The organism is Mycobacterium hainanense, assembly GCF_041890355.1.
GTDB classification, from domain to species: domain Bacteria; phylum Actinomycetota; class Actinomycetes; order Mycobacteriales; family Mycobacteriaceae; genus Mycobacterium; species Mycobacterium hainanense.
In genome coordinates this window covers 3575557-3589237 of sequence record NZ_CP169059.1, presented here as the reverse complement: position 1 = coordinate 3589237, position 13681 = coordinate 3575557, and the positions used below count along the sequence as shown (strand labels likewise).

Here is a 13681-nt window from a genome sequence, read left to right as displayed (position 1 = left end):
CCTTGGCCGCACGCTCGATCAGCGCAAGATCCTCGCGTAGAGCAGGCTGTCCTGCGGCTCGGGGCCCAGGTTGGGGTAGACTACGTGGCGGGCCAACCGCCCCTCCAAGACGAAGCCCGCGCGCTCCAGCAACCGGGCCGAGCGCTCGTTGTCGACGTTGCACGTCGCCCACACCCGATACACCGCCCGGTCGCTGTCGAGCGCGGTCAGCAGCATGTCGAGCACCTCGCCCATCAGGCCCTTGCCCCACCACCGGCGGCCCAGGCAGTAACCGATCTCGACCGAATGTGGCACCGGGCGCCGGCAGCTGGTCAGCCCGACCACCTCACCGCTGTGCCGCAATTCGATCGCCCATGTCCGCTCGTCGGGGGTGGAGTTGAGCTTTTCGGTGATCACCCGCCGGGTCGCCGCCACGTCGGGATGCGGCGCCCACATCAGGTACTTGGTGACCTCGGGGTCGCGGGCGACCCGCTGGAACAGCGCGCCGGCGTCGTCGAGCACCGGCCGGCGCAGCACGAGACGCGGTCCGGTGATGCGGTCGGGCGGGTAATCGACCACGTCAGAGGCCGAGCGCTTGATAGGTCCGCCGGACGAACTTCGGTTGCGCCGACTGCAGTTTGGCCAGCGACGTGTTGCCGGCGATCGCCGCTGCCGCGTCCGCGGACATGTCCGGCAGGTTCTGCACCAGGTACAGCAGCACCAGATCGGCGGTCGGGTCGGCCTGCCACCACGTCCCGTAGGCACCGGGCCAGCTGAACGTCCCGAGCCCGCCCGGGCCGAACAGCGGCGCGCTTTTGGTCGGATCGGTCACCACCGACAGGTTCAGGCCGAAGCCGCGGCCGACCCAATACGGCGCGCCCAAGAAGTCATGGCGCTTCTGTTCGTCGGTGAGCCGGTCGGTCCGCATCAGCCGGGCCGACGCGCGGGAGAGCACCCGCACCCCGTCGATCGTCCCGTCGCCGAGCAACATCCGCACAAACCTCAGGTAGTCGTCGGCGGTCGACCACAACCCGCCGCCGGCGTTGCAGAAGGACGGCGGCTTGATGTGCGGCGGCCCCATCGCGTCATGGTGCAGCTGGCCCTGCCCGTCGAGCCGGTACATGGTCGCCGCGCGGCGGCGCCCGTCGGGGGAGACGAAGAATCCGGTATCGGGCATGCCGATCGGGCCGAGAACCCGTTCGTCGAGTACCTGGTTGAACGGTTTGCCCTCGATGCGCGACGCGATGACGCCCAGCAGGTCGATGGAGTGGCTGTACGTGAGCCGGTCGCCGGGCTGGTGCACCAGTGGCAGCTTGGCCAGCTCGGCGAGCCACGCGTCCGGGCCCTGGTTGAACGGCAGCCGCACGTAGGCCTTGGCGATCGGCCCGGACACCGAGAAGCCGTAGGCCAGTCCGCTGGTGTGGGTGAGCAGATCCTCGATCAGGATGGCCCGCTGGGCGGGGTGCGTCCGATCCAGCGGGCCGTGCGGATCGTCGAGCACCCGCACGTCGGCCAGCTCGGGCGCCCAGCGCACGACGGGATCCTTCAGCGTCAGCTTGCCCTCGTCGACCAGGCTCATCACCGCCGCGACGGTGACCGGCTTGGTCATCGACGCGATCCGGAACAGGGTGTCCCGCTGCATCGGCAGCCCGGCGTCCACGTCGCGGTAACCGATTTCGTTGACCTGCAGGACTTCTCCGCGCTGCCAGACCATCGTCAGCGCGCCGGCGAGCAGGCCCGCGTCGACCACTTCCCGGATGGAGGCCGCATTGACGTCGAGATTCACCCGGTCAGGTTAGCTCCGGGCCGCGGGGAGCTCCGGCCAAGGCCTCGTCCACGGTGGGGTAGAGGTCGATGAACTGGTCGAGGCCGACGATGCGCAGCGGCCGGCTGGTGGCCGAGCCGTCGGCCGCCACCCGCAGTGAGGTCGGGCTGTTCTCGGTCAGGCGATGGACCTCGACCAGCACGGTGATGCCCGCGGAGGACAGGAAATCGACCTCGGTGAGGTCGATGACCAGCACCGCGGGCGTGCCGGCCAGGGCGACGTCGATATGGGTGGCGAGTGACGGTGCGGTGATGATGTCCACCACGCCGCTGACCTGCAACACCACCGCGTCCCCGGCATCGCGGCGGGTAACCCAGAACTCCTCGCTCACGAATCGAACGTACTTTCTTCCCCGCGGCGGCCGACTACCCGGGCCGAAATCTCGCGGTCGCGGCGAGCGGCAGGTTCGGTCAGCGCCGCTGCGCGCGGACGTACCAGAACGCCATCTCGACGTCGGCGCCGTCCACTTCCCGGCGCATCGTCGCGGGCTCCAGCGACTCGATGTCCCACCCCGCGTCGCCGAGGACGTCCCGCAGCGTCTGCTCGGAGACCGCCGGCCGCGGCCAGCGCTCGTCGGGGGCGTTGGCGTCCGAGAAGCAGCTGATCAGCAACGTGGCTCCCGGCCTGGTCGCCCGGTGTGCCGCGGCGGCGTAGCTGCGCTTGCCCTCGTCGTCGAGGCAGTGGAACATGCCGCTGTCGATGACCGTGTCGAAAGCGCCTGAGTAGCCCTCCAGCTTGGTGGAGTCGGCCACCGCGAACGTCACGTCGACTCCGGCGTCGTGGGCGCGGCGCTGCGCGGTGACCAGCGCGGTCGGTGAGATGTCCAGCCCGGTGACGCCGAAGCCGTTGCGAGCCAGATAGATGGCGTTGTCGCCGAGCCCGCAGCCGATGTCCAGGACCTCGCCGTGGACCCAGCCGCCGCTATGCCAAGCGACGACGCTGTCTTTGGGCGCCTTGGTGTCCCACGGGGGCGTCGCCATCGGCGGGATGCCTTCGCCGGGGCTCTCGCCGCGGTAGAGCGCGTCGAAGTCCATCTGTTGCATTCGGGAGAATCCGGAGCCCGTCACTTTCGCCAGGGTAGCGCGAACGGCGTCGCGGGAGCCGGTAGGAACCGCGCCCCCGATCCACGCCAAAATTTCATGACGGTTGCGGTTGGGCAAAGGTACTGCAGCGTGCCGCGATGCGCGGGCCGATAACGCCTGCTCGGCTCTACTGTTGGCGGCATGGCCGAACTGAACAAATGCGTGAAGCGCTGGCGCACAGCCTTTCACGTATCCGTGTCGGCATTGACGGTCGCCACCCTCGGACTTGCCGTCACCCCCGTGGCTCGCGCCGCTGCGCCCGCCTCGGCGACGCTGTCGGTGCAACATGCGTGGCAGAGCGGCTTCATCGCCAACTTCACCGTCACGAACCTGAGCATGGCGCCGCTCACCGATTGGCGGATCGACTTCGACATGCCGGCCGGACAATCCGTCCTGCACACGTGGAACAGCAACGTCACCCAGTCGGGCACCCACTACACCCTCACCCCGGCGAACTGGAATCGCAGCATTGCGCCCGGTGGTTCGGCCACGGGCGGCATGCGGGGCGCGCTGACCGGTTCCTTCACGCCGCCGTCGAATTGCCTGCTCAACGGGCAACTTCCCTGCACCTAGGCGACCGCGCACAGGCTCGACGGCTCCGACGGCGCGGGCGGGGCTTCGCCCAGGCTCGGTGGGTGACGTCGCGCCGACCCCTGTTTGGCCGCCCTGGTATCGAGGCGCCGATTCCCGGCGAGACACCTGGGACGGGCGGTGGATCCGGGACGGCGCTCGTGCCCCGCGCGGTCGCCCCGGCAGGGAAGTGTTAGGCTGCCCGACAGTCGACATCCTTTAACGATCCGTCCGGCGAGGCGGAGAAGGAGGTCAAGTTTCGTATGGGTGCTGTGGACGAGAGCGGCTCAGGCCGCGGGTCCAGGGAATTGATGTCGGCGGCCGACGTGGGCCGCACCATTTCCCGTATCGCACATCAGATCATCGAGAAGACCGCGCTGGACGGCCCCGACGCGCCGCGGGTGGTGCTGTTGGGCATCCCGACCCGCGGCGTGATCCTGGCCGAGCGGCTGGCCACCCACATCGCCGAATTCAGCGGCGTGGAGGTGGGCCGCGGGGGCCTCGACATCACCTTGTACCGCGACGATTTGATGCAAAAGCCGCCGCGGCCGCTGGAGGCCACGTCGATCCCGGCGGGTGGCATCGACGACGCGCTGGTGATCCTCATCGACGACGTGCTGTACTCCGGGCGCTCGGTGCGCTCCGCGCTGGACGCGCTGCGCGACGTCGGCCGCCCGCGGGCGGTGCAGCTCGCGGTGCTGGTCGACCGCGGCCACCGCGAGCTGCCGCTGCGCGCCGACTACGTCGGCAAGAACGTTCCGACTTCCCGCAGCGAGAGCGTGCACGTGCTGCTGAGCGAACAGGACGGGCGCGACGGGGTGGTGATCTCGCGATGACCCGTCACCTGCTGGCCGCCGGCGACCTGAGCCGCGACGAGGCCACCGCCATCCTCGACGACGCCGACCGCTTCGCCCAGGCGCTCGTGGGCCGCGAGATCAAGAAGCTGCCCACCCTGCGCGGGCGCACCGTCATCACGATGTTCTACGAGAACTCCACCCGCACCCGGGTGTCGTTCGAGGTGGCGGGCAAGTGGATGAGCGCCGACGTCATCAACGTCAGCGCGGCGGGATCGTCGGTGGGCAAGGGCGAGTCGCTGCGCGACACCGCCCTGACCCTGCGCGCGGCCGGCGCCGACGCGCTGATCATTCGCCACCCGGCATCCGGCGCGGCCCACTTGCTCGCCGGCTGGACCGGCAGCGCCAACCACGGCCCATCGGTGATCAACGCCGGGGACGGCACTCACGAGCACCCGACGCAGGCGCTGCTGGACGCGCTGACCATCCGCCAGCGCCTGGGCGGCATCGAGGGCCGGCGCATCGTGATCGTCGGCGACATCCTGCACAGCCGGGTCGCCCGTTCCAACGTCATGCTGCTGAACACCCTGGGCGCCGAGGTGGTGCTGGTCGCGCCGCCGACGCTGTTGCCGGTCGGCGTCGACGGCTGGCCAGTGACCGTCACGAACGACTTCGATGCCGAGCTACCCGCCGCCGATGCGGTGCTGATGCTGCGGGTGCAGGCCGAGCGCATGAACGGCGGCTTCTTTCCGTCGGTGCGCGAATACTCCTCGCGCTACGGCCTTTCCGATCGCCGCCAGGCGATGCTGCCCGGCCACGCCGTGGTGCTGCACCCGGGCCCGATGCTGCGCGGCATGGAGATCGCGTCGTCGGTGGCCGACTCGCCGCAATCGGCTGTGCTGCAACAGGTTTCCAACGGTGTGCACGTCCGCATGGCGGTGCTGTTCCATGTTCTCGTGGGGGCAGAGGAGATTGCGGCATGAGCGTGCTCATTCGCGGCGTGCGGTTGTACGGCGAGGGCGACCGGGTCGACGTCCTCGTCGACGACGGCCAGATCGCCGGCATCGGCGCCGGACTCGAGATCCCGGACGATGCCGACGTCATCGACGCCACCGGGCAGGTGTTGCTGCCCGGGTTCGTCGACCTGCACACTCACCTGCGCGAGCCGGGCCGCGAATACGCCGAGGACATCGAAACCGGCTCCGCCGCAGCGGCCCTGGGCGGATACACGGCGGTGTTCGCGATGGCCAACACCAATCCCGTCGCCGACAGCCCGGTGGTCACCGACCACGTGTGGCACCGCGGCCAGCAGGTCGGCCTGGTCGACGTCCACCCCGTCGGCGCCGTCACCGTCGGCCTCGCCGGCGCCGAGCTCACCGAGATGGGCATGATGGCGGCCGGCGCCGCGCAGGTGCGGATGTTCTCCGACGACGGCGTCTGCGTGCACGACCCGCTGGTGATGCGCCGCGCCCTCGAGTACGCCACCGGTTTGGGCGTGCTGATCGCCCAGCACGCCGAGGAACCCCGGCTGACCGTCGGCGCCGTCGCCCATGAGGGACCCACCGCCGCCCGGCTCGGGCTCTCGGGATGGCCGCGGGCCGCCGAGGAATCGATCGTCGCCCGCGACGCGCTGCTGGCGCGCGACGCCGGCGCCCGGGTGCACATCTGTCACGCGTCCACCGCGGGCACCGTCGAGCTGCTGAAATGGGCCAAGGATCAAGGCATTTCGATCACCGCCGAGGTCACCCCGCATCACCTGCTGCTCGACGACGGCAGGCTGGCCACCTACGACGGGCGCAACCGCGTCAACCCGCCGCTGCGGGAGGCCGCCGACGCGGTGGCGTTGCGCCAGGCCCTGGCGGACGGCGTCATCGACTGCGTGGCCACCGACCATGCCCCGCACGCCGAACACGAGAAGTGCGTCGAGTTCGCCGCGGCGCGGCCGGGCATGCTGGGCTTGCAGACCGCGCTGTCGGTCGTGGTGCACACGATGGTGACGCCCGGGCTGTTGACGTGGCGCGACGTCGCGCGGGTGATGAGCGAGAACCCCGCACGCATCGTCGGCCTGCCCGATCACGGGCGCCCGCTCGAGGTGGGGGAGCCGGCCAACCTGACGGTGGTGGACCCCGAGGCCACCTGGACCGTCGCCGGGGCCGATCTGGCCAGCCGGTCGGCCAACACGCCATTCGAATCGATGGCGCTGCCGGCCACCGTGACGGCGACGCTGCTGCGGGGCAAGGTCACCGCTCGAGACGGGAAGTGCCCGGCATGAATTCCGGCACGCTGGTGGGGTCGCTGATCTTCGCGGCCGTGCTGGTGGTGGTGATCGCGGTGGTGATCCAGCTGATGATGCGCGGTTGGCGGCGTCGCTCGGAGCGGCAGGAGGAGCTGATCGGCGACCTGCCCGACGTGCCCGACCAGGTGGGCGCGGCGCTGATCACCACCCGCGGCCACTATTGCGGTTCCATGATCGCGCCGGGCTGGCACGAGCGGATCGCGGCCGGCGACATGGGTTTCCGCAGCAAGGCGGTACTGACCCGCTACGCCGGCGGAATCATGGTGGAACGTGTACGGGCACACCCGATTTGGATTCCGAAAGACACGATCACCGGTATCCGGATGGAACGCAGCATGGGGGGCAGGGCCGTGGCCCGGATCGGGATCCTGGCGATTCGGTGGCGGCTGCCGTCGGGAGTCGAGATCGACACCGGCTTTCGGGCCAATCACCGTGAGGAATACACCGAGTGGCTGGAGTCCCAGCAGGAGGGCGCCGCGTGAGTCGCGCGGCGACGACTGAGAGCGAAGCGACGTGGGGCCACTCCCCAGCTTCGCGGGGACCCCACCCGCTCGCGGAGGAAAGGAGCCGCGCTCGTGAGTAAAGCAGTGCTCGTGCTCGAGGACGGGCGCGTCTTCACGGGCACGCCGTTCGGCAAGGTCGGCCAAACGCTCGGCGAGGCCGTCTTTTCCACCGGCATGTCGGGGTACCAGGAGACGCTGACCGACCCCAGCTATCACCGGCAGATCGTGGTGGCCACGGCCCCGCAGATCGGCAACACCGGCTGGAACACCGAGGACGCGGAGAGCCGTGGCGACAGGATCTGGGTGGCCGGCTACGCGGTGCGCGACCCGTCGCCACGGGCGTCCAGCTGGCGCGCCACCGGCACCCTGGAGGACGAGCTGATGCGCCAGCACATCGTCGGGATCGCCGGCATCGACACCCGGGCGGTGGTGCGCCACCTGCGCAGCCGCGGATCGATGAAGGCGGGGGTGTTCTCCGGTGACGCGCTCGCCGACACCGCCGAGCTCCTGGAACGGGTGCGGGGACAGCAGTCCATGCTCGGCGCCGACCTCGCCGGGGAGGTCAGCACGCCGGAGCGCTACATCGTGGAACCCGAAGGCCCGCACCGGTTGACCGTGGTCGCGCTGGACCTGGGGATCAAGACCAACACGCCGCGCAACTTCGCCCGGCGCGGGGTCCGCAGCCACGTGTTGCCGTCGTCGACCACCTTCGAGCAGATCGCCGACATCTCACCCGACGGCGTGTTCCTGTCCAACGGCCCCGGCGATCCCGCCACGGCCGACCACGTCGTCGCCCTCACCCGTGAGGTGCTCGGTGCCGGAATCCCGTTGTTCGGCATCTGCTTCGGCAACCAGATCCTGGGCCGCGCGCTGGGCCTGTCCACCTACAAGATGGTCTTCGGCCATCGCGGCATCAACGTCCCGGTCATGGATCACGCCACCGGGCGGGTGGCGGTCACCGCGCAGAACCACGGCTTCGCGCTGGAAGGCGAGGCGGGCCAGTCCTTCGACACCCCGTTCGGCCCGGCGGTCGTCAGCCACACCTGCGCCAACGACGGGGTGGTCGAGGGCGTCAAACTCGCTGACGGGCGGGCGTTCTCGGTGCAGTACCACCCCGAGGCCGCCGCCGGACCGCACGACGCGGAATACCTGTTCGACCAATTCATCGACCTGATGGAAGAGGGGCGCTGATGCCGCGTCGCACCGACCTCAACCACGTGCTGGTGATCGGCTCGGGGCCGATCGTCATCGGCCAGGCGGCCGAATTCGACTACTCCGGCACCCAGGCCTGCCGGGTGCTGCGGGCCGAGGGGCTGCAGGTCAGCCTGATCAACTCCAACCCGGCGACCATCATGACCGACCCGGAGTACGCCGACCACACCTATGTCGAGCCGATCACCCCGGCCTTCGTGGAGCGGGTGATCGCCCAGCAGGCCGAGCGTGGCAACAAGATCGACGCACTGCTGGCCACGCTGGGCGGGCAGACCGCGCTCAACACCGCGGTCGCGCTGCATGAGAATGGGGCGCTGGAGCGCCACGGTGTCGAGCTCATCGGGGCCGACATCGACGCGATCCAGCGCGGCGAGGACCGGCAGATGTTCAAGGACATCGTCGCCAAGGTCGGCGGTGAATCCGCCCGCAGCCGAGTGTGTTTCACCATGGAAGAGGTCCGCGAGACGGTCGAGGAACTCGGGCTGCCGGTCGTGGTGCGGCCCAGCTTCACCATGGGCGGGTTGGGGTCGGGCATGGCGCGATCCGTCGAGGAGGTCGACCGGATGGCCGGCGCCGGCCTGGCCGAAAGCCCCAGCGCCAACGTGCTGATCGAGGAATCGATCTACGGCTGGAAGGAATTCGAGCTCGAGCTGATGCGCGACGGCAACGACAACGTCGTCGTGGTCTGCTCGATCGAGAACTTCGACCCGATGGGCGTGCACACCGGTGACTCGGTCACCGTCGCGCCGGCCATGACGCTGACCGACCGGGAATACCAGCGGATGCGGGACCTGGGCATCGCGATCCTGCGTGAGGTCGGGGTAGACACCGGCGGCTGCAACATCCAGTTCGCGATCAACCCGGTCGACGGCAGGCTGATCGTCATCGAGATGAACCCGCGGGTGTCGCGGTCCAGCGCGCTGGCCTCCAAGGCCACCGGCTTCCCGATCGCCAAGATCGCCGCCAAGCTGGCCATCGGGTACACCCTCGACGAAATCGTCAACGACATCACCAAGGAAACGCCCGCCTGCTTCGAACCCACCCTTGACTACGTCGTCGTCAAGGCGCCGCGGTTCGCGTTCGAGAAGTTCCCCGGGGCGGACCCCACCCTGACCACCACGATGAAGTCTGTCGGCGAGGCAATGTCGTTGGGCCGCAACTTCATCGAGGCGCTCGGCAAGGTGATGCGGTCGCTGGAGACCACCCGCACGGGCTTCTGGACCAAGCCGGACCCGCACGGGGACTTGCACGAGGTGCTCGACCGCCTACGCACGCCGACCGAGGGCCGGCTCTACGACATCGAGCTGGCGCTGCGGCTGGGCGCGTCGATCGAGCAGGTCGCCGAGGCCAGCGGCGTCGACCCGTGGTTCGTGGCCCAGATCGGCGAGCTGGGCGAGCTGCGCGCCGAGCTGGTGGAGGCCCCGGTGCTCGACACCGACCTGCTGCGGCGGGCCAAGCACAGCGGGCTGTCGGACCGCCAGATCGCTTCCCTGCGGCCGGAACTGGCGGGCGAGAACGGGGTGCGCTCGCTGCGCGAGCGCCTCGGCATCCACCCGGTGTACAAGACCGTCGACACCTGCGCGGCGGAGTTCGAGGCCAAGACCCCCTACCACTACAGCAGCTACGAGCTCGACCCGGCCGCCGAGACGGAGGTGGCCCCGCAGGCCGAGCGGCCCAAGGTGCTGATCCTCGGGTCCGGGCCCAACCGCATCGGCCAGGGCATCGAGTTCGACTACAGCTGCGTGCACGCGGCAACCACGTTGAGCCAAGCCGGTTTTGAGACCGTGATGATCAACTGCAACCCCGAGACGGTGTCCACCGACTACGACACCGCCGACCGGCTGTACTTCGAGCCGCTGACGTTCGAGGACGTCCTCGAGGTGTACCGCGCCGAACAGCAGTCGGCCGGCGCGGGGCCCGGCGTGGTGGGCGTCATCGTGCAACTGGGCGGCCAGACCCCGCTCGGGTTGGCGCAGCGCCTGGCCGACGCCGGGGTCCCGATCGTGGGAACCCCGCCGGAGGCGATCGACCTGGCCGAGGACCGCGGCGCGTTCGGCGACGTGCTGGCCGGCGCCGGCTTGCCCGCGCCGAAATACGGCATGGCAACGACTTTCGCGCAGGCCCGCCGGATCGCCGACGAAATCGGTTATCCGGTGCTGGTGCGGCCGTCGTACGTCCTGGGCGGCCGCGGGATGGAGATCGTCTACGACGACGAGACCCTGGAGGGCTACATCACCCGCGCCACCGAGCTCTCGCCGGAGCACCCGGTGCTGGTCGACCGCTTCCTCGAGGACGCGGTGGAGATCGACGTCGACGCGCTGTGCGACGGCGCGGAGGTCTACATCGGCGGCATCATGGAGCACATCGAGGAGGCCGGCATCCACTCCGGCGACTCGGCGTGCGCGCTGCCGCCGGTCACGTTGGGCCGCAGCGACATCGAGAAGGTGCGCCGCGCGACGGAGGCCATCGCCCACGGCATCGGGGTGATCGGCCTGCTCAACGTGCAATACGCCCTCAAGGACGACGTGCTCTACGTCCTGGAGGCCAACCCGAGGGCGAGCCGCACGGTCCCGTTCGTCTCGAAGGCCACTGCCGTCCCGCTCGCCAAGGCCTGCGCCCGGATCATGTTGGGCGCCACCATCGCCCAGCTGCGTGACGAAGGCATGCTGGCAACGTCCGGGGACGGCGCCCACGCCGCCTGGAACGCCCCGATCGCGGTCAAGGAGGCGGTCCTGCCGTTCCACCGGTTCCGCCGCATCGACGGGGCGGCCATCGATTCGCTGCTTGGCCCGGAGATGAAGTCGACCGGCGAGGTGATGGGCATCGACCGGGATTTCGGCAGCGCGTTCGCCAAGAGCCAGACGGCCGCCTACGGGTCGTTGCCGGCCGAGGGCACCATCTTCGTCTCGGTCGCCAACCGGGACAAGCGCTCACTGGTGTTCCCGGTCAAGCGGCTGGCCGACCTGGGCTTCCGTGTCCTGGCCACCGAGGGTACCGCGGAGATGTTGCGGCGCAACGGAATTCCATGTGACGAGGTGCGCAAGCACTTCGAGCCGCCGCAGCCGGGCCGCCCGGCCGCGTCGGCCGTCGACGCGATCAAGGCCGGTGAGGTCGACATGGTGATCAACACACCGTACGGCAACTCCGGTCCGCGCATCGACGGCTACGAGATCCGTTCGGCCGCGGTGTCGGTCAACATCCCGTGTGTCACCACGGTGCAGGGCGCGTCCGCCGCCATCCAGGGCATCGAGGCGGGCATCCGCGGTGACATCGGCGTCCGGTCGCTGCAGGAACTGCACAGCCTGATCGGCCAGGGCGGCGCGCCCGACGAAGGCGCCCGATGACGGGATTCGGCGGCCGCCTGGCCGAGGCGAAAGCGCAACGCGGCCCGCTGTGCGTGGGCATCGACCCCCATCCCGAGCTGCTCAGCGCGTGGGGTTTGCCGACCACCGCCGATGGGCTGGCCGCGTTCTGCGACGTCTGCGTCGAGGCGTTCGCCGGCTTCGCCGTCGTCAAGCCGCAGGTGGCGTTCTTCGAGCCGTATGGTTCCGCCGGGTTCGCGGTGCTCGAACGCACCATCGCGGCCCTGCGTTCGGTCGGCGTGCTCGTGCTGGCCGACGCCAAGCGCGGCGACATCGGCACCACGATGGCGGCCTACGCCGCCGCCTGGGCGGGCGACTCGCCGCTGGCGGCCGACGCCGTCACGGCCTCGCCGTACCTCGGATTCGGGTCGTTGCGCCCGCTGCTGGAAGCCGCCGCCGCGCATGACCGCGGCGTGTTCGTGCTGGCCGCGACCTCCAACCCGGAGGGCGCCACCGTGCAGCGCGCCGCGTTCGACGGCCGCACGGTGGCCCAGCTCGTGGTCGACCAGGCGGCGGTGGTGAACAAGTCCGCGACGCCGTCGGGCCCCGGGTACGTCGGCGTGGTGGTGGGCGCGACGGTGCTCGAGGCGCCCGACCTCAGCGCGCTCGGCGGGCCGGTGCTGGTGCCCGGGCTCGGTGTCCAGGGCGGACGGCCCGACGCGCTCGCCGGGCTGGGCGGCGCGGCCCCCGGTCAGCTGCTGCCCGCGGTGGCCCGCGAGGTGTTGCGGGCCGGGCCGGCCGTGGCCGACCTGCGGGCCGCGGGCGAACGGATGCTCGAGGCCGTCGCCTACCTGGGCGCGCAGTAGGCCCGCGCCGGCCCTCAGTCGGACGCTATGGCCGGGCTGGGCCGCGCGGTCTCCACGATCACCGTGGTGGCCTTGACGACCGCCACGGCGACGCTGCCGGGCCGCAAGTGCAGTTCCTCGGCGGCTTCGGTGCTCATCAGCGAGACGACGGTGAACGGGCCGCACTGCATCTCGACCTGGGACATCACCTTGTCGCTGGTGACCCTGGTGACCAGCCCGACGAAGCGGTTCCGCGCCGAGCTGGAGATGCTGAGCGGGTCCGGCGGCGGGGCGGGGGCGTTGTTGCGGGAAAACCGGGCCAGGTCTTCGCTGGCGATGACCTTGCGGCCCGCCGCGTCGTGACCGACCGTCAGCGATCCTTGGTTGATCCAGCGCCGGACTGTGTCGTCGCTGACTCCGAGCAGCTCAGCGGCCTGACGGATCCGCAGGTTCGACACCGCTTGATGGTAACCCGCTGGGTATTAGCTGGCGGCCGTACCAGCGAAGGACGCGTGCTCGCGCTGCGCCCGGACAGCGCGGGCGCGACACGCGCGACACGCGTCGAAAAAATGCGTGATCCCCGGCACGAGGCGTGTCGCCGCGCCGTCGTCGCCGTTTGCCGCCGCCCCGGCGGGCGGCCGGGCGGCTGGCCCGTTCGGTAAAAGCACAGCTCAGGACGCATATTTGGGTTGCCGCGACGGCGCTCCGCGCGCGCCGGCGACGCGCGGCCGGGTGGTCGGCGCGGACGCCGGGCGGACGGCTTTTTCGGACCGTGCGCGGGGCACATGCTGGGAGTTTGTCCCCTGAACCAGGGGGTCGGGTTAGATTTCGTCAGAAGGCCTGAGTACGGTCGTCTCCGCTGGCAGAAGAACCGGCGAGACAAAATGAGATCGATTGAAATTGATTGATCAGATACGGAGGAATCGTGGCCCTTCCCCAGTTGACCGACGAGCAGCGCGCGGCCGCGTTGGAGAAGGCGGCTGCCGCACGTCGAGCACGAGCAGAGCTCAAGGACCGGCTGAAGCGCGGCGGCACCAACCTCACCCAGGTGCTCAAAGACGCCGAGACCGACGAAGTCCTGGGCAAGATGAAGGTTTCTGCGCTTCTCGAGGCGTTGCCCAAGGTGGGCAAGGTCAAGGCGCAGGAGATCATGACTGAGCTGGAGATCGCCCCCACCCGCCGCCTGCGCGGCCTGGGCGACCGCCAGCGCAAGGCCCTGCTGGAAAAGTTCGGCTCCTAGCCCGGCCCCGGCCAACCCGCGCTATGGGCGCAC

14 protein-coding genes are annotated in these 13681 nt (G+C 70.1%); 9 read left to right on the top strand and 5 right to left on the bottom strand.

Going from position 1 to position 13681, the window contains the following annotated elements; all coding sequences use genetic code 11:
• Positions 1-18 precede the first annotated feature (18 nt).
• The 4 genes from ACEL92_RS16475 to ACEL92_RS16460 form a co-directional block, all read right to left on the bottom strand.
• Positions 19-558 carry a GNAT family N-acetyltransferase gene (locus tag ACEL92_RS16475; protein WP_374021796.1) on the bottom strand — a complete coding sequence of 180 codons (540 nt, stop codon included), beginning with the start codon at positions 556-558 and terminating at the stop codon, positions 19-21.
• Position 559: 1 nt separating this feature from the next.
• A complete protein-coding gene (locus tag ACEL92_RS16470) occupies positions 560-1765 on the bottom strand; it encodes a serine hydrolase domain-containing protein (protein ID WP_374021795.1) in 1206 nt (401 codons plus the stop codon).
• A 4-nt stretch (positions 1766-1769) separates the two neighbouring features.
• A complete protein-coding gene (locus ACEL92_RS16465) occupies positions 1770-2135 on the bottom strand; it encodes an STAS domain-containing protein (protein WP_374021794.1) in 366 nt (121 codons plus the stop codon).
• Between the two features lie 79 nt (positions 2136-2214).
• A complete protein-coding gene (locus ACEL92_RS16460) occupies positions 2215-2847 on the bottom strand; it encodes a class I SAM-dependent methyltransferase (RefSeq protein WP_374026245.1) in 633 nt (210 codons plus the stop codon).
• 180 nt (positions 2848-3027) lie between these two features.
• Here ACEL92_RS16460 and ACEL92_RS16455 point away from each other — a divergent pair, with 180 nt between their 5' ends.
• From ACEL92_RS16455 to pyrF, 8 genes are all read left to right on the top strand, one after another.
• Positions 3028-3459 (top strand): cellulose-binding domain-containing protein, encoded by a 432-nt coding sequence (locus ACEL92_RS16455; protein ID WP_374021793.1) that lies wholly within the window; start codon positions 3028-3030, stop codon positions 3457-3459.
• 260 nt (positions 3460-3719) lie between these two features.
• Positions 3720-4292 carry a bifunctional pyr operon transcriptional regulator/uracil phosphoribosyltransferase PyrR gene (pyrR, locus tag ACEL92_RS16450; protein ID WP_374021792.1) on the top strand — a complete coding sequence of 191 codons (573 nt, stop codon included), beginning with the start codon at positions 3720-3722 and terminating at the stop codon, positions 4290-4292.
• Positions 4289-5233 (top strand): aspartate carbamoyltransferase catalytic subunit, encoded by a 945-nt coding sequence (locus tag ACEL92_RS16445; protein ID WP_374021791.1) that lies wholly within the window; start codon positions 4289-4291, stop codon positions 5231-5233. Before pyrR ends, ACEL92_RS16445 begins: the two co-directional genes overlap by 4 nt.
• Entirely contained in the window at positions 5230-6522 is a 1293-nt protein-coding gene (locus ACEL92_RS16440) for a dihydroorotase (RefSeq protein WP_374021790.1), read from the top strand. The genes ACEL92_RS16445 and ACEL92_RS16440 overlap by 4 nt, the downstream gene beginning before the upstream one ends.
• Positions 6519-7028, top strand: coding sequence for a transporter (locus ACEL92_RS16435; protein ID WP_374021789.1), 510 nt, complete (start codon positions 6519-6521; stop codon positions 7026-7028). The genes ACEL92_RS16440 and ACEL92_RS16435 overlap by 4 nt, the downstream gene beginning before the upstream one ends.
• Before the next feature lie 93 nt (positions 7029-7121).
• Complete coding sequence (carA, locus tag ACEL92_RS16430) at positions 7122-8240, top strand: glutamine-hydrolyzing carbamoyl-phosphate synthase small subunit (protein WP_374021788.1); 1119 nt, start codon at positions 7122-7124, stop codon at positions 8238-8240.
• Positions 8240-11605, top strand: coding sequence for a carbamoyl-phosphate synthase large subunit (gene carB / locus ACEL92_RS16425; protein ID WP_374021787.1), 3366 nt, complete (start codon positions 8240-8242; stop codon positions 11603-11605). The genes carA and carB overlap by 1 nt, the downstream gene beginning before the upstream one ends.
• Positions 11602-12429 carry an orotidine-5'-phosphate decarboxylase gene (pyrF, locus tag ACEL92_RS16420; RefSeq protein ID WP_374021786.1) on the top strand — a complete coding sequence of 276 codons (828 nt, stop codon included), beginning with the start codon at positions 11602-11604 and terminating at the stop codon, positions 12427-12429. The genes carB and pyrF overlap by 4 nt, the downstream gene beginning before the upstream one ends.
• Before the next feature lie 14 nt (positions 12430-12443).
• On the opposite strand, the gene ACEL92_RS16415 is transcribed toward pyrF, so the two are convergent.
• Entirely contained in the window at positions 12444-12866 is a 423-nt protein-coding gene (locus ACEL92_RS16415; RefSeq protein WP_374021785.1) for a molybdopterin-binding protein, read from the bottom strand.
• 467 nt (positions 12867-13333) lie between these two features.
• Between ACEL92_RS16415 and mihF the strand changes: the two genes are divergently transcribed.
• Positions 13334-13648, top strand: a complete 315-nt coding sequence (gene mihF / locus ACEL92_RS16410; protein ID WP_007171927.1) for an integration host factor, actinobacterial type — start codon at positions 13334-13336, stop codon at positions 13646-13648.
• Positions 13649-13681: the final 33 nt, after the last annotated feature.